This is a genomic window from Pseudarthrobacter chlorophenolicus (assembly GCF_000962805.1).
Taxonomy (GTDB): domain Bacteria; phylum Actinomycetota; class Actinomycetes; order Actinomycetales; family Micrococcaceae; genus Arthrobacter; species Arthrobacter chlorophenolicus_A.
Genome location: NZ_JZTW01000029.1, coordinates 1 through 26,235, shown reverse-complemented (window position 1 = coordinate 26,235; position 26,235 = coordinate 1). Strand labels below are relative to the sequence as shown.

At 66.7% G+C, this 26,235-nt stretch carries 20 protein-coding genes and 1 pseudogene; 8 read left to right on the top strand and 13 right to left on the bottom strand.

The annotated features are described in order from the left end of the window. The coding region (locus UC32_RS19325) for a C40 family peptidase (protein WP_161797271.1) at positions 1-485 on the top strand (485 nt) is incomplete at its 5' end. 25 nt (positions 486-510) lie between these two features. Here the strand turns inward: UC32_RS19325 and UC32_RS19320 are convergent. From UC32_RS19320 to UC32_RS19300, 5 genes are all read right to left on the bottom strand, one after another. Further along, positions 511-1,335 carry an ABC transporter permease gene (locus tag UC32_RS19320; protein ID WP_045732795.1) on the bottom strand — a complete coding sequence of 275 codons (825 nt, stop codon included), beginning with the start codon at positions 1,333-1,335 and terminating at the stop codon, positions 511-513. A gap of 46 nt (positions 1,336-1,381) precedes the next feature. After that, positions 1,382-2,425 (bottom strand): ABC transporter ATP-binding protein, encoded by a 1,044-nt coding sequence (locus UC32_RS19315; protein ID WP_045732794.1) that lies wholly within the window; start codon positions 2,423-2,425, stop codon positions 1,382-1,384. After that, positions 2,422-3,660 carry a LolA family protein gene (locus UC32_RS19310; protein WP_235423710.1) on the bottom strand — a complete coding sequence of 413 codons (1,239 nt, stop codon included), beginning with the start codon at positions 3,658-3,660 and terminating at the stop codon, positions 2,422-2,424. The genes UC32_RS19315 and UC32_RS19310 overlap by 4 nt, the downstream gene beginning before the upstream one ends. Before the next feature lie 104 nt (positions 3,661-3,764). Next, the gene (locus UC32_RS19305; RefSeq protein WP_045732793.1) at positions 3,765-6,587 is read right to left on the bottom strand and encodes a PEP/pyruvate-binding domain-containing protein; all 2,823 of its coding nucleotides are present in this window, start codon (positions 6,585-6,587) and stop codon (positions 3,765-3,767) included. A gap of 48 nt (positions 6,588-6,635) precedes the next feature. Further along, positions 6,636-7,682, bottom strand: coding sequence for a universal stress protein (locus tag UC32_RS19300; RefSeq protein WP_045732792.1), 1,047 nt, complete (start codon positions 7,680-7,682; stop codon positions 6,636-6,638). Positions 7,683-8,112: 430 nt separating this feature from the next. Between UC32_RS19300 and UC32_RS19295 the strand changes: the two genes are divergently transcribed. Further along, on the top strand, positions 8,113-8,736 hold the full coding sequence (locus UC32_RS19295; protein ID WP_045732791.1) for an FAD-dependent monooxygenase: 624 nt from the start codon (positions 8,113-8,115) through the stop codon (positions 8,734-8,736). A 48-nt stretch (positions 8,737-8,784) separates the two neighbouring features. Here UC32_RS19295 and UC32_RS19290 read toward each other — a convergent pair whose 3' ends face one another. Continuing rightward, positions 8,785-9,402: a copper resistance CopC family protein gene (locus UC32_RS19290; protein ID WP_045732790.1), complete on the bottom strand. Its 618-nt coding sequence runs from the start codon at positions 9,400-9,402 to the stop codon at positions 8,785-8,787. Between the two features lie 110 nt (positions 9,403-9,512). Between UC32_RS19290 and UC32_RS19285 the strand changes: the two genes are divergently transcribed. After that, positions 9,513-10,958 (top strand): NCS2 family permease, encoded by a 1,446-nt coding sequence (locus tag UC32_RS19285; RefSeq protein ID WP_045732789.1) that lies wholly within the window; start codon positions 9,513-9,515, stop codon positions 10,956-10,958. Between the two features lie 11 nt (positions 10,959-10,969). Here the strand turns inward: UC32_RS19285 and UC32_RS19280 are convergent, their stop codons facing one another. Then, positions 10,970-12,274: a cation:proton antiporter gene (locus tag UC32_RS19280; RefSeq protein WP_045732788.1), complete on the bottom strand. Its 1,305-nt coding sequence runs from the start codon at positions 12,272-12,274 to the stop codon at positions 10,970-10,972. 217 nt (positions 12,275-12,491) lie between these two features. On the opposite strand from UC32_RS19280, the gene hutG reads away from it, so the two are divergent. Together hutG and UC32_RS19270 are read left to right on the top strand one after the other, a co-directional pair. Continuing rightward, positions 12,492-13,469 (top strand): formimidoylglutamase, encoded by a 978-nt coding sequence (gene hutG, locus UC32_RS19275; protein ID WP_045732787.1) that lies wholly within the window; start codon positions 12,492-12,494, stop codon positions 13,467-13,469. Between the two features lie 2,756 nt (positions 13,470-16,225). Next, positions 16,226-16,789 (top strand): hypothetical protein, encoded by a 564-nt coding sequence (locus UC32_RS19270; protein ID WP_152642670.1) that lies wholly within the window; start codon positions 16,226-16,228, stop codon positions 16,787-16,789. A 129-nt stretch (positions 16,790-16,918) separates the two neighbouring features. On the opposite strand, the gene UC32_RS19265 is transcribed toward UC32_RS19270, so the two are convergent. Continuing rightward, on the bottom strand, positions 16,919-17,788 hold the full coding sequence (locus UC32_RS19265) for a fumarylacetoacetate hydrolase family protein (RefSeq protein ID WP_045732785.1): 870 nt from the start codon (positions 17,786-17,788) through the stop codon (positions 16,919-16,921). A gap of 187 nt (positions 17,789-17,975) precedes the next feature. Between UC32_RS19265 and UC32_RS19260 the strand changes: the two genes are divergently transcribed. Further along, a complete protein-coding gene (locus UC32_RS19260; protein ID WP_045732784.1) occupies positions 17,976-18,236 on the top strand; it encodes a hypothetical protein in 261 nt (86 codons plus the stop codon). A gap of 114 nt (positions 18,237-18,350) precedes the next feature. On the opposite strand, the gene UC32_RS19255 is transcribed toward UC32_RS19260, so the two are convergent. From UC32_RS19255 to UC32_RS19240, 4 genes are all read right to left on the bottom strand, one after another. Beyond that, entirely contained in the window at positions 18,351-18,587 is a 237-nt protein-coding gene (locus tag UC32_RS19255; RefSeq protein ID WP_045732783.1) for a hypothetical protein, read from the bottom strand. A 163-nt stretch (positions 18,588-18,750) separates the two neighbouring features. Beyond that, on the bottom strand, positions 18,751-20,343 hold the full coding sequence (gene hutH / locus UC32_RS19250) for a histidine ammonia-lyase (protein ID WP_045732782.1): 1,593 nt from the start codon (positions 20,341-20,343) through the stop codon (positions 18,751-18,753). A 74-nt stretch (positions 20,344-20,417) separates the two neighbouring features. Beyond that, positions 20,418-22,160 (bottom strand): urocanate hydratase, encoded by a 1,743-nt coding sequence (locus UC32_RS19245; RefSeq protein WP_045732781.1) that lies wholly within the window; start codon positions 22,158-22,160, stop codon positions 20,418-20,420. A 210-nt stretch (positions 22,161-22,370) separates the two neighbouring features. Beyond that, positions 22,371-23,195, bottom strand: coding sequence for an IclR family transcriptional regulator (locus UC32_RS19240; RefSeq protein WP_045732796.1), 825 nt, complete (start codon positions 23,193-23,195; stop codon positions 22,371-22,373). Positions 23,196-23,362: 167 nt separating this feature from the next. On the opposite strand from UC32_RS19240, the gene UC32_RS19235 reads away from it, so the two are divergent. Both UC32_RS19235 and UC32_RS19230 read left to right on the top strand, forming a co-directional pair. After that, positions 23,363-24,082 (top strand): class I SAM-dependent methyltransferase, encoded by a 720-nt coding sequence (locus tag UC32_RS19235; protein ID WP_045732780.1) that lies wholly within the window; start codon positions 23,363-23,365, stop codon positions 24,080-24,082. 64 nt (positions 24,083-24,146) lie between these two features. Continuing rightward, entirely contained in the window at positions 24,147-24,737 is a 591-nt protein-coding gene (locus UC32_RS19230) for a DinB family protein (RefSeq protein WP_045732779.1), read from the top strand. Between the two features lie 124 nt (positions 24,738-24,861). On the opposite strand, the pseudogene UC32_RS19225 reads toward UC32_RS19230, so the two are convergent. Then, a pseudogene (locus UC32_RS19225) lies at positions 24,862-26,234 on the bottom strand (HNH endonuclease signature motif containing protein). Between the last annotated feature and the right edge of the window lies 1 nt (position 26,235).

Sequence of the window (26,235 nt, the reverse complement as noted above, 5' to 3'; positions counted from 1 at the left end):
CAGCACCGGCCCCCGCACCCGCCCCGGCTCCAGCACCGGCCCCCGCACCCGCCCCGGTTCCAGCACCGGCACCGGCACCGGCACCGGCACCGGCTCCCCCAGCTACCGGCGGCGCCACCCTCGAAACGGCCATTTCCGTGGCCCTCAGCAAGGTCGGTTCGCCGTACTTCTACCAGTGGGGCGGCACGGGACCCACCGGTTTCGATTGCTCGGGGCTCGTGCAGACTGCCTTCGCTGCCGCCGGGAAGTACCTGCCCCGGACCGCCGGCCAGCAGTACGCTGCTGCTCCCGTCCACGTGCCCCTCTCGCAGGCCCGCCGCGGCGACCTCCTGGTGTGGGGCTCAGGACCGGATTTCTACCACGTGGCCATCTACTTGGGGCACGGCCAGGTGGTGCAGGCACTGAACCCGCAGGAGGGAATCGGCGTCACCCAGCTCAGTTCCATGGCCGGGATGCAGCTGCACCCCTTCGTGGCGAGGTATTGAGCACCCCTGAAGGGATACCGGCCCGTCAGCTGAGGACGTCCTTGGTGGTGAACCGGGCGTAGGCGAGCGCACCGAACACGGCAATGTAGCCGGCCTGCAGCAGCGCGTTGCTGCCGAATGAATCCCAGAGGACCGGCTGCCTGAGCATGTCGCCGAAGCCCAGCCAGTAGTGGCTGAACAGCCACGGGTGCAGCCACTCCAGCTGCGGCAACTGGTCCGCTATCTGCGACACCACGGAAATCACTACCGTGGCTGCCATGGCGCCCACCGGAACCACCGTCAGCGTGGACAGGAACAGGCCAATGGCCGACAACCCGGCCAGGGACACCGCCATGTACGCCGCGATCAGGAGCATCCGGACCGCGGCCTCCGGCGGCTGGATGACATCACCGGACAGCAGCGTGACTGGCCCCACCGGGAACAGCGCAGCCCCGATCGCGGCGCCGGCCAGCGCCACCGTCAGGGGCGCCACGACGCAGAACGCCAACGCCGCCGCGTACTTGACCAGCAGCAGCCGCACGCGCCCGGCGGGAGCCACCAGCAGGTACCGCAGCGTGCCCATGCTCGCTTCACCGGCAATAGTGTCGCCCGCCACGACGCCAACGGTAAGCGGCAGGAACAATGGCACGGAAACCAGCATGGCGGTAAAGGCCACGAACAACCCGTTTTGCGTGATGCGGTCCAGGAATGCCGGGCCCCGGCCGGACGGGACGCCGGAGGAAAGCCGCACCGCCACCGCGATCAGGATGGGAATTGCTGCCAGGGCAAGGAGGAGTGCCCACGTGCGCCGGCGGCCAAACAGGACCTTCAGCTCGGACTGCATCAATGAGAGTCCGGACCAGCGCGGCATGGCCGCTTTCTGTGTTTGGGCCGAACCCGGGATGTCCGCCGGGATGCTACTGGGCAACGTCGAACCCCTCCCCTGTCAGTGCGACAAACCGGTCCTCCAGGCTTTCGCGTTCCACGGCGAAACCCCGGACCCGGACCCCGGCCGCCACGAGTTGCGCCACGATGTCCTCCGCGAGGATTTCCCCGGACCGGGCCGTCGGGGACCCGTCAATCCGCGCTGACGAGGCACCGGCTGCGGGCGCGAGGGCAGCCAGCAGGGTCTCCCCTCCGGGCTGGACGTCGCCGGTCTCGCAGTTCAACCCAAGGCCCGCCAACACTTTCCTGGCCTGCGCCGCGTCCGGCGTGAGGAGGCGGGCCCTGGCGCTGCCGGCCCGGCGGAGCTCAGCGAGGGAACCCTGGGCCGCCAGCTTCCCGGCGCTCATGATGGCAGCATGCGTGCACATCTGGTCCACCTCGGCCAGGAGGTGGCTGGAGACGAAGACGGTGGTGCCGTTTTGCGCCAGGGAGCGGACCAGGTGCCGGACTTCCCGGGTGCCCTGCGGATCCAGCCCGTTGGTGGGCTCGTCCAGCACCAGCAGGTCCCGGTGAGACAGCAGTGCGTTAGCAATCCCCAGGCGCTGCTTCATGCCCAGCGAATAGGCGTGCACCCGTTTGTTGGCGGCGTGGGCCAGGCCCACCTGGTCGAGCGCCCGGTCCACCCGCGCCCGGCGCGTTGCCGGCACCGTGTGGCGTGTGGCAGCGTCCAGCCGGTGAAGGTTCGCGACCCCCGACAGGAACGGGTAGAACGCCGGGCCCTCAACAAGCGCCCCCACGCGCGGCAGCACCTCATGGAACCGTCCCGGCATCTCCATCCCCAGCAGGTTCACCGTCCCGGCCGAGGCCGACGCAAGGCCCAGCAGCATGCGGATGGTGGTGGTCTTCCCGGATCCGTTAGGCCCAAGGAAGCCGAACACGGAGCCGGGCGGCACTGCCAGGTCCACGCCGTCCACAGCCACTTGACGGCCGAACCTCTTGGTCAAACCATGGGTCTCGATGGTCAGCCCATAACTTACGGAACTTGCGCTTTGCGCCCCCGGAGCGTCCGGGTTCATGGGGCCGTCGAAGCGGCGGCCTGAAGCCTGTCCGGCGGAACCATGCCCGCGTAAACGCGGCCGTCATCGGTGATGAGCACGTTGAGCAGCGCCGTGGACACCAGCCGCCCGCCGGGAACGACGACGGCGGCCTGGGCAAGCAGCGGATCCGCCAGGAAGGAATTGGCGTCCGGGGCGCCCGCTGCCGCGGCAGGCAGCCGCAGGATGGTTTCCCAGCCCTGTCCCAGGACGGACGGATGTTCGGAGCCCTTGCCGTCTCCGGCGGGGTCGCCAAGTTGGTGTGCGCCGGGGGTGTGACCGCCGTAGGTCTCCTGCCCGGGACCAGGCACCTGCAATTCCTTCACAGTGCTGCCAGGAGGCGGGGAGAACGTGAACAGGGCATCGTCCGGCGCCTCCAGGGACAGGGCGGTGAACCCGAGGCGGAAGGCGGGCGTTCCGGCGCCGCGCGCCGTGACCTGGACGGCGAGGGGCATGCCGGTTTCGCCGTCCACGGCAATGGCCACCTGGCCTACCAGGGTGGCGTCGGATCGGGGTTCAAGCAGCAGGTTGTAGGCCGAGCGCCCGGCTACATCCACGTCGGCTCCCACCGTGACGGCAGTGCTGGCGTCCACTTTCTCCAGCAGGTGCCGGGCGAGGTCCTCCGGCGTCGGAATCATGGATTCCGACGGTGAACCGGACTGTGTGGGGGCAGCGGGGTCTTCACCCTGGGTCTGCGGCGCGGCAAGCGGCAGGTCGGCGGCGTGGGCCGGCAGGGTCAGATGGGCGGCCGAGTTGTCCTTGGAGGAGTAGAACCAGACGTCGCTTTCCCGGCGGACAATATCGCGTTCGGCAAGCCTGTCCACCACCTGAATGCGGGCTTTGGTGGCACCATCCAGGTAGACGCGGGCGGTGTGTTGTCCTGACAGGAATTCGACCACGGACGCGGCGCCGCCGGCGGACGCGGGGTCAGAGGAGGCACCTGTGGAAGGCAGGGCGGGCAGCCCCAGGTCCGAGGACTGTTCAATGGTTCCGGAGAAGGCCTGGGCGTGGTGCGCGGCTGCCAGGGCCAGCACTTCCGCGGGTGTCTTTTGCGGGAGCGGGTCACCGGCGTTTGCCGGCAGGGTCCCGGCGAGAGCGGCCGCGGCGATCACCGCCGGCACTGCCAGGGCAGGCAACCATCGCGGCCAATTGCGGCCGCCGCGTCGCTTGCCGTGCGGTTGGAACGTTGAGTCGGTGCCCGTGGCCTCGGAGCCCATAGCTCAAGGTTACGCCTGTCCGCGTCCCGCCACACGGGGCTGCCCGGACCGGTTCCGGGAGCGGGCGCCACCGGCGCCGTGCCGCGACGAACCCGGACGGAAGACTACGAGGGCACGATGGTTCCGGCGCCGCCGTCGACCGTGATCTCCTGCCCGGAGGAAATCCTTCCGGTGGCGTCGGGCACCCCCACTACCGCCGGGATCCCGTATTCGCGGGCCACCACGGCACCGTGCGAGTTGGCTCCGCCCATCTCCATCACCAGCCCGCCCGCGGTCAGGAACAGCGGGGTCCACCCGGGATCGGTGGATGGCGCCACCAGGATCTCGCCCGGCTCGAGGTGTGCTCCCACGGGGTCCAGGATGATCCTGGCAACTCCGGTGACAGTCCCGGCTGAGGCAGGGCTTCCGGTCAAGGCACCTTCGGCAATGCCGCCGGCAGCTGTTTGTACCGCCTCCGGCTCAGTCCCGTCCGAGAGCAGCACCCGTGGAATGTGCCGCCGGCCAAGCTCCCTGCCATAGTCGGCCCGGCGCTCCGCCACCAGTGCGCGCAGCCCGGGCCCTTCGGCAGCGGCAACGGTTCCTGCACCGCCTCCGGCGGCCATGCCCAGGGCCGCGCTTACCTCAGCGAAGTCGAGGAAGAAGATGTCCTCAGCCTGGTCAAGGGTTCCTGCCGCCTCGAGGTCCGCCCCCACATGCTGCAGCTGCCGGCGCACCTCTGCCAGTCCGAGCACCAGGTGATATTTGGGCAGTTCCCGGAGCCCTGCGAAAAGCCGGGCCCTGCGCAGGGCGGCGCGGACCAGGGCGCCCCGGATCCGGCCCCGCGTGCGTGCTTCGGCAGCCAGCCGTTCCACCTGGGCGTCGGCGGCCTCGGCGGCGTTGCTGAACTGGACGTCGGGTGCGAGGTCCGGGTCCTCGAGCCGGAGGTAGTTCGCCAGGACCCCCAGGATATGGGCGGGGTCGTCGGACCAGCGGGGCATGCCGACGTCGATCTCGGCAACGGCGCGGTGCCCGTACCTGTCGAGGAAGCGGCTCAGCCCGGCCTCCAGGCGTGGCGGAAGGCCGCCGTCACGGTGCGCTGCTGCCAGCGCCGCCGTGTCCTTCCCTGCCAGGAATGCACGCGACCCCGGATCGTCCCGGATGGCCGCAGCCAGCCGCCACAGCTCGAGGTCCATGTCTGTGGTGACGTTGTTGGGCAGCCCACGGAGCACACCCTGGAGGTCTTCCCAGCGGTTTCCGCCGAGCAGCTTTCCCGCCACTCCGAGCATGCCGAAGCCCAGGGCAGCGAGGGGCAGGATGGCGGGAACGATGGTGAACAGCCGCCGCTGCAGGAGGCCCTCGGCGTGCGCCAGCCGGTCCCTGGCTGAGGGCCCGGCCGCGGCTCGCCCCGTGGCACCGTGGTCGAATTCGAGGGCGGCTTCGAAGTCCCGAGTGAACCGGTCCAGGCGCCGGAGCGCGGCCTGCGGGCGGAAGATGCCGCGGAGGACTGTTTCCGGCAGGCCGGCACGGACTGCGGCTGGCAGGATGCGGCGCAGCAGCGGCAGGGGCGTCCGCAGCGTAATGGCGAACGAGGGGTCATCGAAAAGCCTGCGCATCACCGTTGCGGAACGTGCTTCCATGACGTCGAACACCCGGGGAAGGATTGCCCGGCCCACGGTGCTGCGGATGGGGGTGGTGAAGTCAATGAAGATCCGCTGCCCGGCGTCGGCGTACGCCGGGGGTCCCTCGCGGAGGTCGGCGACTGGAATTTTCGCTGTCCGCGCCACAGACGACGCGATCTGCCGGATGGCGGCGCGGCCCATCGGAGTGATGGGCCGGGTCAGTCCCTGGGCGAGACTGAAGCACAGGAACCCCCGGGTCCCGGGGGCACCGTCCCGGCGGCGGGGGACGGGGTACAGGGTGGTGATGGGCCGGGACTGCGTGAGCCACAGCGCGCCGCCGCGGCTGATGGCCCATTCGAGATCCTGCGGAGCTCCGAAATGCTGCTCTGCCTTCAGGCCCAGCCGGGCCAGATCCTCGGCTTGCCTGTCGGTGAGGCAGAAACCGGCGTGGTCCGCGGCGTCCACAGTGCGGGTGCCGCCTCCGGGAAGGGCCAGGACTGCGATCCTCTTGTCGCCTTGCCGCCGCTCCATGACGCGTCCGGCCGCCGGGTCAACCACAAAGTGGTCCGGGTTCACTGCGCCGGACACCACGGCTTCCCCCAGGCCCGGGCTGGCATCAATGACAGCCTCGTTCCTGCGGCCCGTTACGGGGTTGGCGGTGAAAAGGACCCCGGCCGTCTCCACGTCCACCATCCGCTGCACCACCACCGCCAGGGCCACCTCGGCGGGATCGATGCCCAGGCTCGCCCGGTAGGTGGTTGCCCGGTCCGTCCACAGCGACGCCCAGCAGTTCCGGACGGCATCCAGGACGGCCGCGGCCCCCACGACATTCAGGTAGGTGTCCTGCTGCCCGGCGAAACTGGCAAAGGGCAGGTCCTCAGCGGTGGCTGACGAGCGGACGGCCACCGGCACGTCCGGCCCCAGCTGCCCGTAGGCGCGTTCGACGGCGGCGGTTACCTCGGGCGGCAGCGGCGCAGAGACGACGGCGGCACGGGCCTTCGCGGCCAGGGCAGGAATATCCAGCGCGGGAGTTTCCGGGGCTGCGCTGTCCGCTTGGCCGGGCCCGCCCTGCGCCGTCCGAAGGGCCGCATGGACGGCTGCCAACTCCGGATTTACTGCATCCGGAGCCCCGGTCACCAGCCGGTAAGCCTCCGTGGTGAGGCAGAAGCCCTCCGGCACGGGGAGGCCGGCCGCCAACAGTTCGCCAAGATTGGCGGCCTTGCCACCCACTCGCGCGAGCATACCGGCGCTGAGGCGGCGCAGCTCCACCACAAGGTCCGCGCCGGACGCGGCAGCGGTCCCGTCCTGGGGAGAGTCCGGGTGCTGCATGATGGCGCCTCCACGTGTCAGTAACTGACGGGCCCGGCCGCGGCGGGATCAGGCGGCGTCGGCGTCGCCCAGGATGGGTCCGAACCTGGGCCTGTCGGCCAGGCGGGGATCCGCGTGGTCCGGGACCACCATGACCGGTCCCTTGGCGTGGTGCAGCACACCGTCCGAAGTGGAGCCCAGGAGCATGCCGGTGAACCCGCCGCGTCCCCGGGTGCCGACGACCACCAGTTCAACGTGCCGGCTCTCCCCCACCAGGACGTCCACGGGCGAACCATCCTTCAGTTCGGATTCGGCGTCAAGGCCGGGATAGTGGCTGCGCAGCCAGGCCATGCCGGCGTCCAGCGTGACCTGGATTTCAGCGAACAGTGCCTTGCGGTCCATGGGCGCGGGCACCCAGGCCAGCGAACCGCTGTACTGGGGAACGGCGCACACCACCCGCAGCTTTGCGCCGAGGCGTTCCGCCTGGTCCGCGGCGTCCAAGACCGCAACCCGGGCCTGCTCGGACCCGTCCACGCCCACCACCACAACGTTCTCCACGAGCTGGTGCCCGGACTTGGCCTGCTCGGCCAGGACCCGCCTGTCCTCCGTGGTTTCACCCAGCCGGTCCGAGCAGATGAGGGGCACGGTGACGGTGGGGCATTTCGCGTGCGCGGGCAGGGCGCTGCTCACGGATCCCAGCAGCCGGCCCACGAAGCCGCCGCGGCCGCGGGTCCCGAAGACCAGGAGTTCGGCGGTTTCGGACATTTCCAGCAGGACACCCGAGGCATCGCCGTTCTCAACCGAGGCGCTGACGTCGATGCCGTAGCCTGCCACCTTCTCCATGGCCTGCTTCACGATGGCTTCCGCACCCTCCCGGATGACGGAATCGTCCACCGTGGCGTAGCCGCCGTCCAGGCCTGAGGCGGCAAAGATGGGCACGGAGTACGCAGTCACGATGTGCAGTGGACGACGGCGGCGCTGCGCCTCGCGCGCGGCCCACACGAGAGCGCACTGGCCATGGTCGGAGCCGTCCACGCCCACGACGATTCCTTCGGGTGCGGCGGACGTGCCGCCACCATCCCGCGCCGGGTCCGGATGCAACTCTTGTGCGCCCATGGGGCCGCCTCCTTGCGCTACTGCCTAATGTTCCGGCCATTCTGCCAGAAAGTGGAACCCTCCCCGTGCACCTCCGGCCGCTGCCGGAACTGCGCGGCCGAGAACCGCTTCCAGTTCTCACTATTCCGCGTCCGAAGGACCATAGCAAGCCTGCTCAGGTCCCGAATCCACAGGTTATCCACAGTTTTTCCACACCCTTCCGGAAAGCGTGTTCAGCGCCTGAAGAATGTTTACGTTTTGGGCTATCCATGGCCGGTTTTGTTCTGTAGTGTTCTGGACATTGTTGGTCCGGGACGCCGACAGTAACTTCCGTTCGACGGCTGCCCGGGACCACTGTGCGGCCTTGCATTTGGGGCAACGGGACCGCGCCCGCCGGCGATGACGCCAGCACCTGCAGAAATGTCGAAGGAGGGAAACAGCAGTGTCAAACATGCCTGGAAATGCCGGGACCGAGCAGACCACCACCGTGATCATTGGCACCGGGCTGTCCGGACTCGCTGTGGCGGCCGAGCTGCGCCGCCGGGGTATCGACTCCATCGTGGTTGACGGCCTGGACACTTTCGGGGCCACCCCACCGGCAGTCACCACCTCGCTCCAGCGCATCGACACGGCAGATTCCGCGACGCTCCAGGAGCGCAACGAAATCCTGCGCCACCTCCGCAACTACGCCGCAAGCCACGATGTCGATATCCGCAGTACCCGGGCCGTGCAGCTGACCCAGGTGGACGGCACCCCGAAAACCGCAGCAACCCCGCAGTGGGAAGTACATACCCCCACCGGCGTGCTGGTGGCGGACCATATTGTCCTCACCCGCTGCGCGCAGAGCCAGCTGCGCCGTATGATCAATGACTTTGGCATCGCTGTGGGCCGGAACCTCGCCGCCGCCATGCGTGCCATCGGCATCTACCTGGTGGGCGTGGGAGAGCTGATCACGCCGTCGCCCAAAGAGGTGCTGCGCCAGGCAAAGACCGTGGGCCAGGCCATCTCCGCCAAGGTCAACCCGGACAGCACGGCCTTCCCGGCAACGGGAAGCCTGGCCATGCTGCCCTGCTAGCGGCCTGCCGAACGCGCCGGGAGGCAGCAGCGGCCGGGAGAGGGGTTCCTACTCGCTGTCCGATTCCTCATCGCCGCCGCCGGAAAGGCGGCGCTTAGCCAGTACAGCCAACGCAACCAGCAGGCCTACCGCTACCACCGCAAAGATGACGATGCTCCACTGGAACGGCTGCCCCGAGCTTGCCGGCTCGGCAGGCGCTGTGGCGCCGGGCTGGGCGGTGCCCGCCCCCGGTACGGCTCCGCCCGGCGTCGTAACGGCACCGCCCGTTGCCGCGCCGGTCCCTTCCGCCGCCGCGGCTGCCGTGAACGTGAACGTCCCCTCGATGGGGTGCGAATCGGAGCTGACCACCCGCCAAGCCACCGTGTACGCACCGGCCGGGCCGCCCGGGCGCAGCTTCTGCGACGCCACGTTGTCCACGATCTCCACCGCACCGTCTGCCCATTCGGCACCCGCGGCATCCTTGACCGAGATTGATGCCCCGATGCCCAGCGGCTTGTTGTTGAAGGTCACCGAAACCTTCCCCGGCGGCGTCGGGACTGACGCCCCCTGGGCCGGGCTGCTCGATTCTGCGGCGTCGTGGGCGGCTGCCGGACCGGCCACGCCCAGCGAGGCGGCCAGGACGGCTGCTCCCAGCAGAAGGGCGCGGAGATGGCGGAAGGGACGCATGGTGCACTGCTCCTTGTGTTGGCTTCCTTACAGACTAGGGGAAATTGGCGGCCGTCCCGCCGCCTCCCCAATAGGATGCAGGTATCCCCACATCATTCCCCGGAGGACTAATGCTTAAGCAAGGCTCTGCCCTGGACCGGTATTTCAAGATCACCGAACGCGGTTCCAACCTCTCCCGCGAGATCCGCGGCGGGTTCGCCACCTTCTTCGCCATGAGCTACATCGTGGTGCTGAACCCGCTCATCCTTTCCGGGGCGGACTCCAGCGGCAACACCCTCGGGTTCACCGCCGTGGCCGCGGTAACGGCTTTCGTTGCCGGCATCCTGACCATCCTGATGGGCGCCTGGGCCAAGCACCCGTTCGCACTGGCAACCGGCCTGGGCGTCAACGCATTCGTGGCGGTCACCGTGGCCACCAACCCCGGACTGACGTGGCCGGACATGATGGGCCTGGTGGTGCTGTCCGGCGTGACAATGCTCATCCTAGTCCTTACGGGCTTCCGCACCGCCGTTTTCAAAGCCGTGCCGGACGGGCTCAAGACGGCAATTGTGGTGGGCATTGGCCTCTTCATCGCCCTGATCGGCCTCGTTAACGCGGGCTTCGTCCGCCGCATCCCCGACGTTGCCGGCACCACCGTCCCCGTGGGCCTGGGCTTCGACGGCAAGCTGCTGGGCTGGCCCACTGCTGTGTTCGTCTTCGGCCTGGTGCTCACCATCGCCCTGGTGGTCCGCAAGGTCAAGGGCGCCATCCTGATCGGCATCATCACCTCCACCGTGCTGGCCGTCACCCTGGAAATGACCCTCCACATCGGCCCCAGCGTCTCCCCGGACAAGCCGTTCAACCCGCAGGGCTGGTCCCTGGTGTCCCCCGCGTTCTCCGAGTGGGCCGCGCCGGACCTGTCCCTGATCGGCAAGGCAAACCCGTTCGGCGCGTTCGAGCACCTGGGCTTCGTGGCCGCCACGCTCCTGGCCTTCGTCATCCTGCTGAGCATCTTCTTCGACGCCATGGGCACCATGGTGGGCCTGGCCAACGAAGCCGGCACGGTGGACGAGCACGGCAACATTCCCGACGTCGACCGCGTCCTCCAGGTGGATGCACTGGGCGCGATCGTGGGCGGCGGTGCGTCCGTGTCCTCCAACCAGATTTACGTGGAAGCCGGCGCCGGCATCGGCGAAGGCGCCCGGACCGGCATCGCCTCGATCGTCACAGGGCTGCTCTTCCTGGTGGCCATGTTCTTTACGCCGCTGATCAACCTGGTTCCGTTCGAGGCAGTGGCCCCCGCCCTGGTGGTGGTCGGTTTCATGATGGTGTCCCAGGTAGGCAAGATCGACTGGCAGGACTGGGGCATCGCCATCCCGGCGTTCCTCACTTTCGCCCTGATGCCTTTCACCTACTCGATCGCGAACGGCCTGGGCGCAGGGTTCATCAGCTTCGTGGTGATCCGGACCGTCCAGGGCAAGGCCAGGGAAATCCACCCCCTCATGTGGGCCGTGGCCGCAGCGTTCCTGCTGTTCTTCGCCATCGGCCCCATCGAGGCCGCCTTGGGCATGCTCTAACCCACCGTCCCTCAGACCGGCGTGTTGGGTGCCAGCCCTTCGTCGCCGGACACCGCCCGGGCCTTCCTTTCCCGCAGCCGGTCAAGCCGGTTCATCAGGGGCGAGGTGGTGGCGCCATGGATCACGATGGACATGGCCACCACCAGCCCAACGAAGCCCCACAGCCATTCCGCCTGCCCCGGGAAACTGCCCTTCCCAAGCGCGTAGGACAGGTAGTACAGCGAACCGATCCCGCGGATGCCGAAGAAGGACAGGGCAATCCTTTCCCGGGGGCCGGTCTTGCCGCGAAGCAGGCTCAGCCAGCCCGCCAGCGGGCGGACCAGCAGCAGGAACGCCAAGGCCACGAGCACCTCGGCCAGGCCCATCCCGGACAGGAGTCCGCGGGCGATGGCCCCGCCCAGCAGCACCAGGATAACCACCGTCATAAGGCGCTCCAGCTGCTCCACGTAGGAGTGAAGGACGCGGTGGTAGCCGTGCGTCCTTTCGGCGGCCCGGATGGTTACGGCACAGACAAAGACGGCGATGAACCCGTAGCCCTCCACCATTTCGGTCAGCCCATACGCCAGGAACGTGGCGGCCAGGGCCACGAAACCCTCCGAGTGGTTGGACAGCCGCAGGCTTTCCTTCCGGGCTGAAAAGAAGAGGCGGGCCAGCAGCTTTCCGGTCAGGAACCCGGCCAGCAGGCCGATGGCCAGCCTCCACAGCACGTCCAGCCCGAACCATTGGGGAAACCACGCCGCCGGGTCCGCGCCGGCGATGCTGATGGCGATGGCGAGGTAGACGAAAGGGAAGGCGAGTCCGTCGTTCAGCCCGGCCTCAGAAGTGAGGCCGAACCGCACCTCGTCTTCCTTGCCTGTGCCCTCCTCGTCGTCAGCCGGCTCCCCCACCTGCACTTCCGACGCCAGGACCGGATCCGTGGGCGCCAGGCCGGCTGCCACGAGCAGCGCAGCACCCAGGCCAAGCCCCAGGAACCACAGCCCCAACAGGGTCAGGACCACGATGCACAGGGGCATGGCAATGCCCAGGAGCCGCCACGTGGTTGACCATCCGCTGCGTCCCACGGGGCGGTCCAGGGCGAGCCCGGCACCCATGAGCGAAACGATGACGCAGATTTCCGAAAGGTGCAGGACGAAGTCCCCGTGAGCTACGGGATCCGGGCTGGGCAGGGTGGGGATCAGGGCGAAGGCCGCCATCCCGGCACCGAGGAAAACCATCGGCATGGAAAACGGCATGTTCCGCAGCAGCTTGGGCAGCACCGCGGCCACGAATACTGCCACTCCAGCTGCCGCGAAAAGGATGTTGGGGGCTTCAAACACGTGCAGTTCTCCGGCTTTTCGTGCGCCGGGCAGGCGCAGACCACGTGATGCGTCCCGGAATGGGGATGCTCCACCTTAGCCCCTGCTGTCCGGGAACCCTGTTCTCCGGACACCCTGCTTTCCGGCATCTGCTTGCCCGGCCCGGGATTCTCGCATTCCAGACAGGACCGCGGCGGTCCTGCTCACTTTCGCGCCGGCCATGCGGTGAGCTTGGACCATGGCATCCACAGCTCCGAGCATCGACACCCCGCCCAGCGCCTGGACCGGCAGGTTCGACGGCGACGGGCCGGAGCACCGGCGCTGGTGGCAGGCGGTGGAACCCTACGCGAGCACGTCGGCGGGAGGCCACGACGGCCCTCCGGGCGCCCCGGCTGCCAGCGCGCCGGCAGTCCTGCTGGGGTTCTGCAGCGACGAAGGAGTCCGCCGGAACAAGGGCCGCCCGGGTGCGGCCGCCGCCCCCGCCGCGATCCGCAAGGCGCTGGGACCGCTGGCATTCCACCTGGACCGGGCAGTGCACGACGCCGGCGACGTCACGGTTCCTGGTCCGGACCTGGAAGGCGGGCAGGCCCGGCTGGGCAGTGCTGTGACGGCCCTCCTTGATGCCGGCCACCTGACGGTGGTGCTGGGCGGCGGCCACGAGACCGCCTACGCCAGCTACCTCGGCGTCAGCGGGTCCGGTGCCGTCCGGAACGGCGGCCGGCTGGGGGTCCTGAACCTCGATGCCCACTTCGACCTGCGGGACGAACCCGTTCCCAGTTCCGGGACCCCGTTCCTCCAGATGGCCCACGCGGAAGCCGGTGCGGGCAGGGACTTCCGGTACGCCGTCGTGGGGATTTCCGAAGCCAACAACACCCGGGCCCTGTTCGATACCGCGGACCGCCTGGGGGTCCGCTACCTGCTGGACGAGGACTGCGAAGCGGACAGGGTGGAGGCGTTCGTGGCGTCCTTCCTCGACGGCATCGATGTCCTGTACCTGACCATCGACCTGGACGTGCTTCCGGCGTCGGTAGCACCCGGCGTCAGCGCGCCCGCAGCCTACGGCGTTCCGCTGCCGGTCATCAGCGCAGTGTGCCGGCAGGTTGCGCGGAGCGGGAAGCTCCTGCACTGCGATGTGGCGGAACTGAACCCGGAGTTCGACCTTGACCACCGCACCGCCCGCGTTGCCGCACGGCTGGTGGACACGCTGCTCCGCTGACCTGCGCCCCCACCGCGCTGCGTTCCAGGATGGGGGACGGCATCATGCCTTGGGCAGGTACCTGCGTTCCGGCCGCCCCACCCCGTATTTGAGCCGGACTTCCAGCAACATTGCCTCAAAGGAGGACTTTAGCAGCGGCGGCGGAGCACTGAAATCGCAAAAGATTTCTGGTGTGAAAGCGAACGATCCGAACCCGACGCGCGGTTGCTCATAGGTCAAAAACCCGCCCGATTGATGCACTTGCACAGCTCACTCCCAAGCTCATTCCGACGCAAGGATTTTTCGAGGTTGTCATTTATATAGCTCTAGGGGCCGTCGCTAAAGTGGAGACGGCCCCTAGATATATATTCACTGATTGTTAGTACGTTTTATTTGTTGTCCAACGATCCGTGCAATACCCAACTACTTGGTAGCTAGAGTTCAATGTGCAAAATTCTAGACGGATAGACGCACCAGCAGGCGGGTAACCAGCATGCCACTTGCCGTAGTAGCCATCAGGAAGGTTGACACTGAGATAGGTATATCCGTTGGCGTAGAGTCGCACCCGCACGTGATAACCATTACTTGCATTAGAAACAGTTACCGCGCCGTCATCACTACAGCCCAGACAGTCGATATACGTGTAGGTACCCTCGTAATTCCCTGTTACCCCATTAAAAAATAGACCGTCTACCGTTGCAGCATTCGCTGGCGAAGCCGGTAGCAGGACCGCACCCGCGGTCACGGTTGCGGCCAACACAGCCAAAGTCTTCCGCATTAGAGTTTTCATTCTTGATTCTCCTTGCCTGTAAGTCATAACCCCAGTTACTTAACTAGCTTGGTACCGCTCTTAGAGTAGTCGGAGATAGGTTCCTTGCAAAGGGACTAAGAATTATCAACAAAGCGCTGGTTACTGGCCATCCAGAACCGCGAGGTCATGGCATGCCGTGGTCACCCCCTGCTGCTTCATTGCAAGACTTCCGGGAAGGGTAATACGTTGCCTCATTTGAATTTTACAGATGGCGCGTTTGTTGCCCGTTGAGAAGCTTCCGGTTGCCTAGTTGTTCCAGACGGGGTTGGGCTTCAGTGGTGTTGGCTTGTGGCCAGTGCCAGTTTCTCCAGCTCGGCGGTGAGGGCCGGGATCTGGCGTGAGAGGGCCCCGGGCTTGATGCCTTCGAAGGTGGCATTCATCTGGATGACCCAGCATTTATGCATCCGTTTGTGCCGAATGGTGCCCTGGTGAGGTGTGGCGGGTGCGTCGCGCTTCTTGTTGACTTTCGCCCCGCGGCGCTGCTTGGAGACCGCCTCTGCCTTGGGTAGCAGGCAGTCGGTGAAGACCCGGTCCAGTTCTTCTGCTCCACGTGCCCGCCGTCGTTTTGGTGCCCGGCCGGGAACGGGTGAAGGTGATCTGCTGCGCGTGGCAGTAGGCCAGCAGGTGCCCCTTGATTGACTCGGAACCGATGATCGGGAATTGAACACGGCAGTGACGTGTTCAAGTGCCTCTAAGATCCATTCGGCGGTCTTGTTCCGCACCGACCGGTTCACCGTCCACCCGGCGCAAGCATCGGTCACGATCAGGGCGCAGTAGAACAAGCCGAAGCTGTCCCGCCTTCTGACCGATGAGGTCGATCTCGACAAAATACGGACGGCGTCGTCCAGTTCGGATCGGGATCTGGGACGTCAGCTGTGAGCCCGGCTTCGTGTGGGACCGGCCCGCGGATGCAGTCTCGCCCGTTCGGGCGCAAGTTTCCGATCGATGGTCGCCGCGCTCGCACGAGCAGCACAACCTGTTCATCGGTAGCTCAGGCTCCCCGTCGCGGCGCAGCAGTGGCACCAGGGCAGGCAGCATCGGGGCAAGCAACCTGCCGCCGGGCAGGCAGCACGGCCCAGCGTGTGACTAATGCCGGCAGCAGCTCCGGGCCCTAAACCGGTGTCAGTCTGACCCGGCCGCGGCCTACCAATTTTCAACACCAGGGCGGCCCTAGCATGGTCGCGATGCCGGTGGGTCAGATCTACCAGCTCGTCCAGGATCCTTGACTTGCCGGCCCGAGCAGCCCCTGGATAGGCGAGGACCTTCCTCTTTGTCACAGCTTGCCACTGGGCCATCGTGAGCTCCATGGGAGACGGGAGTGGCCTGCAACCGCCGCCACCACCGGAAACCACACCGCTTGGCGGAGCCTTTCAAAAGAGGCAACGTGTCCGGCTAGCCGGAGATTTTGTTATGACTCAACGCGTTCCCTTCCCAAACCCATTGTAATTCCGTAGACTCCCTAAAGATTTTAGCTTTTGCCTGCTCTCGAGGACGGTCTGCGCGTTCTCAGAACCACGAAGTAGCGACACGAATTTATAAATGTTGGAACTGGGGGGATGCATGGAAAACGCGTTGACCGCGCACAAGGCTCCGAAGTGGTGTATCGCCCATTCCTTCCCTAGCCGTGACTGAAGGCGACGCATTGTCAGTCGATCTAGTTTTAGGAATGCGGACGGCCTTAGACGCCGCCCCCTTCGCGGACGGCGAATCAATAAGAGTACTCCCCAAGACGGACCCTCAGAGGCGCCAGTAAGCATCTAGTGAATCGAATTGCAGGCGTACACGAGCAGGGGCCATGGGCGCCGAACAATGCTGGACAAGCTAGGCGCGCAAAAGGGAATCCAAGTGTTCTCGTCCACGAATACAAGCCGCCGCCTCGCCTTAATACAGCGCTCTATGGACAAGCCAAACTGCGACTGTCAACAAAATTCGGAGAAGTAGAGTGATTTAATTCGACGGAGGTAGAATGATGAAGTTATGGAAACCTGTAGCGGCTTCCCGGCAAGCCCTTTTGATCGTCCTTCTTCTAGCCATCAGTGGTCTTCATGCTGCGGGTCGAGCGGAAGCAGCTCTGAACCCGGGCCCGACAAAGAGTGAATGCTTTATCAGCTATGAAACACAGAAGATGGAGTGCGCCCCCCGGGGCACGGACATCCAGCAATTCATCACCGGAAAGACAGGCTTGCCTGTTCGGGGCCTTGAAAAGAAAGATACCAGCACCCTCGAAACCGCGACGCTTTCGACTCATATTCTTGGCTATATATATGACGACAACTACTTTGCGGGCGGGACCCTCTACTTCACCGCGAATACCGTTGATTACCCTTGTCGCGGATACTCCTACGGCTTCCCGTACCTAGGAAACTACGGTTGGCACGATCGGGCAAGTTCCATGTCCGCTATTCAGCAGTGCAGGGTCGCCATTTGGGAACACCCAAACTATGCCGGAGCTCAGTACGGGTTTTACTATTCGACGTATACGCTTGGCCCCCTGAATGACAAGGGGGACTCCGTGGTGTTCGCTCAGTGAGGACCAGAAGTCCACTGCTACAACCTTTGGGCATGACAACAGCGAAGGGTCTTCAAGATACCCCAGAGGCACCCATGACTTGAAAGCCTACCTCTGCGCCTCGCAGTCGACCCGTTGCGGGCGGCACCGCTACGCGCCCGCGCGGTACAGCTCCTGGCGCTGGCGGCCCAGCCCTTCCACCTCTACCTCCACCACATCCCCCGGCTGGAGGTAGGGGAAGCGGCCGCTCAGCGCCACCCCCTCCGGAGTCCCGGTGATGATCACATCACCGGGCTCCAGCCGCATGTACTGGCTGCAGTGGTGGACCAGCGTGGCGGGGCTGAAGATCAGTCCCCCTGTGTTTGAATTTTGGCGCACGTCCCCGTTGACCCAGCTGCCCAGGGCAAGGTTCCCGGCGTCCACATCCCCTGCCGGAACCAGCCACGGCCCCAGCGGCGTGGACCCGGGCAGCGACTTGCCTTTGGTCCACTGGCCCGCTGCCCCCGGGATCTGGTATTCGCGTTCGGAAAGGTCGTTGGCCGTGACGTATCCGGCGATGCACTCCCGGGCTTCCTCTTCTGACGTGAGGTAGCTGGCTTCCTTGCCGATCACGATGCCGAGTTCCACTTCCCAGTCGTATTTCCCGGAGTGCGGCGGGATGGGGGCAGGATCGCACGGTCCGGTGACAGTGTTGGATGGTTTGAGGAACACTACGGGGATTTCCGGCGGCGCGGAGCCGGATTCGGCCGCGTGGGCCGCGTAATTCATGCCGATGCCCACCACCGAGCCCGGCCGGGCCAGCGGAGCGCCGATACGAAGGCCCTCCGCATTCTCCAAGAGTGGCAGTTCCCCCGCTGCCAGCGCATTCCGCACCCGGTCCAGGCCGCCGGCGGCAAGGAATCCGCCGTCCACATCCGAGGTGAGGGGCAGCAGGCTGAAGTATCTGTCCGTGCCGTCCGCTGCGGGAACCAGTACTGCCGGCTGCTCCTCGCCGGCGTTGCCCAGGCGCATGATTTTCATGGCGGATCTCCTTTGATGGCGGGTTGCGGGCCGGGTGCTCCGTGCCCCGCACCAATCGTCGCCGATTGCCGCAGCGCACCGTGAACCGGCGATTTATGACCGGCAATCAGAGAACAGACATCTGACATCTGGGCGGCCAGCCGGTAAACTGTTGTAGCTTCAGGCAAAAAAACAGAAAGTGCAACACATGAGTACAGCCACCTTGGAACGCCGTCCCGCCGCTTCCGGCCTTGCCGACGCGTCCGCGAACCGATCCATTGACCTGGAATTCTCCAGTGCCAGCGAGGTCCACGCCGGACTGGAAAACGCAGTTGCAGAGCTGATCGGCGTGGCAGCGCAGGATGCTTCCTGCGGGATCCTGGTGACCCGCCTTTACCCGGGCCGCTACACGGTGGCCCTGGACGAGTCGGTGCCGTTCGGCCAGACGTTCGAGGCCATCGCAGCCTGACAGCGCCGCTGCCGCCAATGCCGGCACACAAACTTTAAAAGCGAAATCCCCGCCCTGCCGTGAGGCAGTGGGCGGGGATTCCGTTTGGTCCGTTCCGTAGTGCGGGCCTTGCTGCTAGCTGCGGCGCACCTGCACGCCGTCGGATTTAAGGAAGAGCTGCTTCTCCGCCGGGCCGGCCGGCACAAGCCACAGGACGTTCCCGCTCTGGGATACTTCTTCCACCTCACCGGCGGCTACCACATGCGCATGCTTCATGATCTCGACATGGTCGCCAACCTGGAGTGATTTCCAGTCGGATACCGCGGCGGAATGGGCATGGCGCCTCGACAGGACTGCCCCACGTGCTTTCATTTGAACTACTACCCCTTTGTATGCGTTCTGCCGTCACAGCGTCTTCGGTGTGACTTTCACTACACCTTCAGTTCTACTACACTCCGCGTGCCACCGGCCGCCGTGTCGGCCAAAATTCCAACTGATGGACGCGGAGTGCGCAGACGCTGAAGATTCTTCGGTATCAGGCCAGTGATCCGACGGCGGATTCGGCCGCCCTGAGCACGTCGCCCGAGGAAACCAGGCGGTCAGCCGCTTCGAGTTCCGGTGAGAGGAAGCGGTCCGTTCCCGGACCGTCCACCACGGCGCGCAACGCGGACACGACGGCGGTGCCCGCCGGCCCGGGTGTGAGGGCGCCGCCGGACAGCTGGGTGCGCATGTCCAGCGCCCTGGCGGAGGTGACCAGCTCGATGGCCAGGACCCTGCGGAGGTTCTCCACAGCCTTGCGGAGCTTCCGGGCTGCGTGCCAGCCCATGGACACGTGGTCCTCCTGCATGGCGGAGCTGGGGATGGAGTCAACGGAGGCGGGCACTGCCAGCCGCTTGTTGTCCGAGACCAGGCCGGCCTGGGTGTACTGGGCGATCATCAGGCCGGAGTCCACGCCGGGGTCGGCGGCGAGGAAGGCGGGCAGGCCGTGGGAACGCGCCGGGTCCAGCATCCGGTCCGTGCGGCGCTCGGCAATGGAGCTGAGGTCCGCCACGGCGATGGCCAGGTAGTCCAGGACGTAGGCCACGGGGGCGCCGTGGAAGTTTCCATTGGAGCTGACGCGCCCGTCCGGCAGGACCACGGGGTTGTCGATGGCCGCGGCGAGCTCGCGGGACGCCACCAGCTCAGCGTGGTCCACGGTGTCGCGAACGGCCCCGGCCACCTGGGGTGCGCAGCGCAGCGAGTACGCATCCTGGACCTTGGAGTCCCCCACCCGGTGGGACGCAACGATCGGGGAGTCGGAGAGCACCCGCAGCATGTTGTCCGCGCTGGCGGCCTGGCCCGGGTGCGGCCGCAGGGCTGCGTGCAGTTCGGGCAGGAACACCTGGTCGGTGCCCAGCAGTGCCTCGACGCTGAGCGCGGCGGTGATGTCCGCCGTCGTCAGCAGCCGGCGAAGGTCCGCGATGGCCATCAGCAGCATGCCCAGCATGCCCTCGGTGCCGTTGACCAGCGCCAGGCCTTCCTTCTCGGCGAGGACGACGGGCTCGATGCCGTGCTCCGCCAGCAGCCCGGCGACAGGTTCCTCACCGCGCCCACCGTAGCGGACGCCGTCGGGCCCTTCCGCCTCGCCTTCGCCCATCAGCACCAGGGCGCAGTGCGAGAGGGGCGCGAGGTCGCCGGAGCAGCCGAGCGAGCCGAACTCGCGGACCACGGGCGTGATGCCGGCGTTGAGGACGTCCACCATGGTCTGCAGGACCACCGGGCGGACGCCCGTGCGGCCGGAAGCCAGGGTCTTGGCGCGCAGGAACATGATGCCGCGCACCACCTCCCGCTCAACGGCCGGCCCCATGCCGGCGGCGTGGCTGCGGATCAGCGACTTCTGCAGCTGGGTGCGGAGGTCGTTGGGGATGTGCCGGTTGGCCAGCGCGCCGAAGCCCGTGGAAATGCCGTAGGCCGGGATGTCGCTGGCCGCGAGGCCGTCAATGTGCGCGCGGACCCTGGCAACGGTGTCCAGGGCGTCCTGCGAGATGGTCACCTTGGCGTTATGGCGCGCGACGGCGAGCACATCCTCAGGCGTGACGCCGGCGGATCCAAGGGTGACGGTGAGCGGTTCGTGGGTAATGGCGGTCATGGGAGTTCCTGCTTCTGTGGTTGAGCCTGTGGCGTTGGTTGAGCTTGTCGAAACCTTGATTTCGACAAGCTCAATCACCGGTTCTCGTTCATGGGGATGCGGACGCCGCGTTCCCTGGCGACCTCGGCGGCACGGTCGTAGCCGGCGTCGACGTGGCGGATGACGCCCATGCCGGGATCGTTGGTGAGGAGGCGTTCGAGCTTTTCGGCGGCGAGGTCCGTACCGTCGGCCACGGAGACCTGGCCGGCGTGGATGGAGCGGCCGATGCCGACGCCGCCGCCGTGGTGAATGGACACCCAGGTGGCACCCGAGGAGGTGTTGAGCAGGGCGTTCAGCAGGGGCCAGTCGGCGATGGCGTCCGAACCGTCGGCCATGGCTTCGGTTTCGCGGTACGGGGAGGCGACAGAGCCGGAGTCCAGGTGGTCGCGGCCAATCACGATGGGCGCCTTGACCTTGCCGTCCTTGACGAGCTGGTTGAACAGCAGCCCGGCCTTGGCTCGTTCGCCGTAGCCCAGCCAGCAGATGCGGGCGGGCAGGCCCTCGAACTCCACCCGGTCCTGGGCGGCGTCGATCCACTTGTGCAGGTGCTTGTTCTCGGGGAAGAGTTCCTTGATGGCTTCGTCGGTGACGCGGATGTCCTCCGGGTCGCCGGAGAGCGCCACCCAGCGGAAGGGGCCGAGACCTTCGCAGAACAGGGGGCGAATATAGGCGGGGACGAAGCCGGGGAATTCGAAGGCCCGGGTGTAGCCGCCCTTGCGGGCTTCATCGCGGATGGAGTTCCCGTAGTCGAAGACCTCGGCGCCGGCGTCCTGGAATTCCACCATGGCCTGCACGTGGCGGGCCATCGAGGCCTGGGCCTTCTTGGTGAATCCTTCGGGATCCGCCTCGGCTTCGCGGTGCCATTCGTCCACGGAGATGCCCTCCGGCAGGTAGGACAGGGGGTCGTGGGCGCTGGTCTGGTCGGTGACGACGTCCACGGTCAGCTCGCCGGCCTTGTGGCGGCGCAGCAGTTCCGGGAAGATCTCGGCGGCGTTGCCCACGTAGCCCACGGACCAGCCGCGGCGCTCTTCCTTGGCCTTGAGCACTTTGGCGATGGCGGCGTCGAGGTCTGTTTCCACCTCGTCCAGGTAGCGCTTGCCGGCGCGGCGGCGCAGGCGGGTTTCGTCGACGTCGACGATCAGGCAGGCGCCGTCGTTGAGGGTGACGGCGAGCGGCTGTGCGCCGCCCATGCCGCCGCAGCCGCCGGTCAGGGTCAGGGTTCCGGCGAGCGGTCCCTCGCTGGAGCCTTCGCCTGCGGGTGCGGGATGGCGGGCTGTGTTCTGACTGGCGTCCCGGAGTTTGCGTCCGACGGCGGCAAAGGTTTCGTAGGTGCCCTGCAGGATGCCCTGCGTGCCGATGTAGATCCAGGAACCGGCGGTCATCTGCCCGTACATCAGCAGGCCTTCGGCTTCGAGGCGGCGGAACTCGGGCCAGGTGGCCCAGTCGCCCACCAGGTTGGAGTTGGCCAGCAGGACCCGCGGCGCCCATTCGTGGGTGCGAAAGACGCCCACCGGCTTGCCGGACTGGACCAGGAGGGTCTCGTCCTTTTCCATGGTTTCCAGGGTGCGGGTGATGGCGTCGAAAGCTGCCCAGGACCTGACGGCTCGGCCTGTGCCGCCGTAGACCACCAGGTCATCGGGGCGCTCGGCCACCTCGGGGTCCAGGTTGTTCATCAGCATGCGCAGGGGCGCTTCGGTCTGCCAGGACTTGGCGGTGAGCTCAGTGCCGCGGGCTGCTTTGACCGGGCGGGCACCGGTGGTGAAATCGGCGGGTGCCATGATGGCTCCTTTTCATCGTGTGTCTGGTTGTGTGAGTCCGGGATGGGAAAGTTCTTCTGTATCAACTAAAGCCCTTTGGGGCCGGGCCTTACAGGGGTTTTGCGGTGGTGCTGTCCGGGATTCCAGACAAGCCCATCACCCCGCGTTGCTCTATCACTTTTAGTCCCTAACACCAGGTTTTAGGGACAAAAAGTGATAGGACAACGGTGGTTATGTGGCGGGCCGTCCGTGGATGCGGACGGAGAGCTCGTCGGCCACTTTCTGCACCCGTGCGGCCAGGACGGGCCAGGAGTCCGCGGCGAGCTTTTCCTCCAGGAAGGTCACCGCCACGGCGGCGGTGGGCCAGCCGAGGTGGTCCGTCACGGCAGCGGCGATGGAGCCGAAGCCGGGGGTCACCTCGCCGTGCTCCGTGGCGTAACCGCGCTGCCGCACTTGGTCCAGGTGCGAGGAGAGCGCCGAATACTTCATGATGGGCGATTCGGTTTCGTGCCTGGCGGTGAACGCGGCGGCGTTGGGGTAGAGCGCACGGACCTGGGATTTCGGGAGGGCAGCCAGGATGGCCCGACCGCTTGCAGTGAGGTGGCTGGGAAGCCGAACCCCGACGTCGGTTACCAGCGACGGGCGGTTCTTGGCCCGTTCCTCCACGATGTACAGCACGTCCCGGCCGTGGAGGACAGCCAGGTGGGCGCTCTCCCCCAACGCGTCCACCAGGGACGCCAGCAGGGGCCGGCCCAGGCGGGACAGCGGTTCCTGGCGTGAGTACGCCGAACTCAGTTCGAAGGCGCTGATCCCCAGGCCATACCGTTGCTCTTCATGGAGGTGCAGGACAAAACCGTTCGCCTCCATCACACCCAGCAGGTGGTAGACACTGGAGCGCGGCAGTCCCAGCGACGAGGCGATCTGGGAGGCGGCCATCGGGCCGCGGCGGGAAGCCAGCAGCTTGAGGATTCGCAGCGTGTTCTCGGCGGCAGGCACCTTCGACGCCGGCCTGGCCCCGTGCACCGACTGTTCCGCTGCCCCCGGCACCGTGTCCATGGCAACCATCCGCACTCCCTTCAGCGGGGTCCGGCCGTGTCCGGGATCCCATACTCAAGCATGCACCTTCCTTTTGGCCTCCCAGTAGACGCTTCTCGGGAAACTGTCTGGGATACCGGACAAGGGGAATCCAGAAAACAGGCAGGCCATGGCCTAGGCTGGCCTGCATGACTGACTACGATCCGCGCCTCGTAGATGTGTATGACCAGGACAATCCGGACGGGCCCGACCATGATTTCTACCGCGGCCTGGCCGACGAAGTGGGCGCCCGGAACGTGGTGGATTTGGGATGCGGCACAGGCATCCTCACTGTCACTCTTGCCTCCGCGGCCCGCACGGTGGTGGGAGTTGACCCGTCAACGTCGATGATCGGTTTCGCCCGCAACCGGCCGGGTGCTGCGCAGGCTGACTGGGTGGTGGGCGACAGCAGAAGCATCCCCGGGACGGGGTACGACTTCGCCGTCATGACCGGCAACGTTGTCCAGGCTATTCCCGGCGCAGCCTGGTCCAGGACACTCAGGGATCTCCGGCAGGCAATGAGGCACGGCGGAACGTTGGCCTTCGAAAGCCGGAATCCGGCGGTGCGTGGCTGGGACAACTGGGCATTCGAGGACAAGCGAAGGGACAGCCTGCACGGTCCGATGATCGAGCGGAGGACTGTCTCCGCACCGGCACCCGGAGTCGTGAAACTTCAGACGTCCACCACGTTTGCCGCCACCGGCGAATCCATCCACGAAACGCAGCTCCTGGCATTCCGCCACCGCACCACCATCACCCGTGATCTTGTGGAAGCGGGCTTTGCCGTTGAAGCGACATACGGCGACTGGATCCGTACACCCTTTGCTGATGACGCGCCCATCATGGTTTTCGTCTGCCGCGCCGTGTGACGGGGCATCGACGGTCTACCGGCAAGGAGCGGACACGCAGGCATTCGTGGGTAGGGTGCGTTGCATGGATGAGAAAGAGACACTGCACCAGTACCTTCGGGTCCGGCGGGATAATTTGCTCGGCAAGCTTGATGGGCTGGGCGAATACGACTGCCGCCGTCCTTTGACACCCACCGGCACCAACTTGCTGGGCCTGGTCAAGCATGTGGCCAGCGTTGAGCTCGACTACTTCGGCGTGGTCTTTGATCGGCCCAGCGGACGCCGCCTGCCATGGCTGGACGATGACGCCCTTCCCGATGCGGACATGTGGGTGGCTGCGGACGAATCACTGCATGACATCGTGGAGCTGCACCGGTTCGCCGGCGAGCACAGCGATGCGACCATTGAGGCCCTGCCACTCGACGCTCGAGGGTCCGTGCCGTGGTGGCCGGAGGAGCGCCGCCAGGTGACACTGCACCAGATCCTGGTCCACATGGTTGCCGAGCGGGCGCACCATCTGGGCCACGCCGACATCCTCCGCGAACTGATCGACGGGACGGCAGGCCAGCGCCCCGGCGACCCCAACCTAACCGCACGGACGCCGGAAGAATGGGCTGCCCACCGCACCGAAATCGAAGCAGCAGCACGCAAAGCTGCGGGGAACGCGCCGGAGTAGCGGAGCCAAGCAGAGTGCGCTCCCCGGCACTATGCCCTCCCTGATCAATACCCCTGCAGCGCACAACTGACGTGAGCGCGTGGGGCAGCCATCGCAGTCATTCGCCTTGTGGGTGTCGGCGCTGCTACGCCGGTGGTCGAAGCACCCATTCGAAGACTTCTTCTGCCGGCGATAGTCCTGTGCATGCACGTTGTGGATGGCCGCCGGGGTGGCCGCCCGGTATCAAAATCGTTCCCAGCTGTTTCGGACGGTGGGGTGGTTCCCAGTCCTGGTGTTCGCTTGTGTAGTGCCGGCCGCTGGGTGAGGTCCAGCCGGGTGGTTTGTTCCGGCCTGCGGGGGTGGGTTTCCATCCGGTGGTGTGGCGGAGTTTGTGGTGTTTGGGGCAGGGCTGGCCGAGGTTGCTGATCCCGGTGGTGCCGCCGTTGGCCCAGGAGAGGATGTGGTCGGCGTCGTTGTCCAGGGAATGGTTGCTGCAGCCGGGGAACGGGCATTTACCATCCCGCATCCGCAGCCAGGCCCGCATCGCGCCGGTGACCCGGTAACCGGTCCGCCCGATTTCCAGCGGCGCCCCGTCCCGCGGGTCCACCAGCACCCGGTAGAACGACCCCGCACCTTCGGCCACCAACGCCCTGGCCATGGAGGGCGGGATGGGGCCGTACCCGTCCAGGATGGCCGGTTCATCGGTCAGGCCCATCAGCGAGAACACCGGGACGGTGACCAGGACTTGGGCGCGGATCGGTGCAGACACCCCGCCGGCAACGGCACCAGCCGCGGCGCCGGCCATGGTGCCGGCCATGGTGCCGGAGCCGTCGCTGTCCGGGCGGGTGCGGTTGGTAGCGCCGGGTGCGGGGTAGGTGGCGAGCAGGGCTGCGGCGTAGTTGTCGGTGCGGAGTTGGGCGAGGGTGCGCGGGTCGTCGGTGCCTTGCAGGGACCGGGCTTCGGTGGTGAGACGGTCCCAAACCGCCGAAGCCTGGCAGGCCGGCAGGTACGCGGACAGCCAGGCCATCCCGTCGCGGTCCGGCCGGTACTTCACCCGCCGCTCGGCCACACCCTTGGCGTGCCGGGCCTAGATGCTCTCGGCGTGGTGGCGTTCGCGCCAGGTGCGGGCCTTGACCCGGAAGCGGTGCGCCGGCAACTCCCCGACCGGGCAACCGCGCGCCGCGTCCGGGGCGCACGGGTTCAGGAAATGCGCTTCCAACGCCGCGGCGCCCACAGTGTCTAGACCGGCTGCTTCGTCGGACATCACCACCGCGTGCCCCCAGGACAGCGCCCCTGCCTGCAGCCCGGCCAACGTGAGCGGCAGTGTGGCGACCAGGGCGTGGGAGGTGGCCAGGAACGATGATGCGGCCCGCGGACCCAGCGCCAGGACGCAGCCGACCTCCGCCGCGGCCGACATCTCCTGCGAATGCGCCGGTACCACCGGGCCCGCCACCGCGCTGGCCTCTCGGCATACGCCACCGCGGCCTTCGCCTTCAAACCAGCGACCCTGGCCTCCACC

What these genes read in the sequence shown, in the direction of transcription:
- UC32_RS19320 (WP_045732795.1), bottom strand. Translation starts at nt 1,335, where the DNA reads ATGCCGCGCTGGTCCGGACTCTCATTGATGCAGTCCGAGCTGAAGGTC.
- UC32_RS19315 (WP_045732794.1), bottom strand. Translation starts at nt 2,425, where the DNA reads ATGAACCCGGACGCTCCGGGGGCGCAAAGCGCAAGTTCCGTAAGTTAT.
- UC32_RS19310 (WP_235423710.1), bottom strand. Translation starts at nt 3,660, where the DNA reads ATGGGCTCCGAGGCCACGGGCACCGACTCAACGTTCCAACCGCACGGC.
- UC32_RS19305 (WP_045732793.1), bottom strand. Translation starts at nt 6,587, where the DNA reads ATGCAGCACCCGGACTCTCCCCAGGACGGGACCGCTGCCGCGTCCGGC.
- UC32_RS19300 (WP_045732792.1), bottom strand. Translation starts at nt 7,682, where the DNA reads ATGGGCGCACAAGAGTTGCATCCGGACCCGGCGCGGGATGGTGGCGGC.
- UC32_RS19295 (WP_045732791.1), top strand. Translation starts at nt 8,113, where the DNA reads ATGCCTGGAAATGCCGGGACCGAGCAGACCACCACCGTGATCATTGGC.
- UC32_RS19290 (WP_045732790.1), bottom strand. Translation starts at nt 9,402, where the DNA reads ATGCGTCCCTTCCGCCATCTCCGCGCCCTTCTGCTGGGAGCAGCCGTC.
- UC32_RS19285 (WP_045732789.1), top strand. Translation starts at nt 9,513, where the DNA reads ATGCTTAAGCAAGGCTCTGCCCTGGACCGGTATTTCAAGATCACCGAA.
- hutG (WP_045732787.1), top strand. Translation starts at nt 12,492, where the DNA reads ATGGCATCCACAGCTCCGAGCATCGACACCCCGCCCAGCGCCTGGACC.
- UC32_RS19270 (WP_152642670.1), top strand. Translation starts at nt 16,226, where the DNA reads ATGATGAAGTTATGGAAACCTGTAGCGGCTTCCCGGCAAGCCCTTTTG.
- UC32_RS19265 (WP_045732785.1), bottom strand. Translation starts at nt 17,788, where the DNA reads ATGAAAATCATGCGCCTGGGCAACGCCGGCGAGGAGCAGCCGGCAGTA.
- UC32_RS19260 (WP_045732784.1), top strand. Translation starts at nt 17,976, where the DNA reads ATGAGTACAGCCACCTTGGAACGCCGTCCCGCCGCTTCCGGCCTTGCC.
- UC32_RS19255 (WP_045732783.1), bottom strand. Translation starts at nt 18,587, where the DNA reads ATGAAAGCACGTGGGGCAGTCCTGTCGAGGCGCCATGCCCATTCCGCC.
- hutH (WP_045732782.1), bottom strand. Translation starts at nt 20,343, where the DNA reads ATGACCGCCATTACCCACGAACCGCTCACCGTCACCCTTGGATCCGCC.
- UC32_RS19245 (WP_045732781.1), bottom strand. Translation starts at nt 22,160, where the DNA reads ATGGCACCCGCCGATTTCACCACCGGTGCCCGCCCGGTCAAAGCAGCC.
- UC32_RS19240 (WP_045732796.1), bottom strand. Translation starts at nt 23,195, where the DNA reads ATGGACACGGTGCCGGGGGCAGCGGAACAGTCGGTGCACGGGGCCAGG.
- UC32_RS19235 (WP_045732780.1), top strand. Translation starts at nt 23,363, where the DNA reads ATGACTGACTACGATCCGCGCCTCGTAGATGTGTATGACCAGGACAAT.
- UC32_RS19230 (WP_045732779.1), top strand. Translation starts at nt 24,147, where the DNA reads ATGGATGAGAAAGAGACACTGCACCAGTACCTTCGGGTCCGGCGGGAT.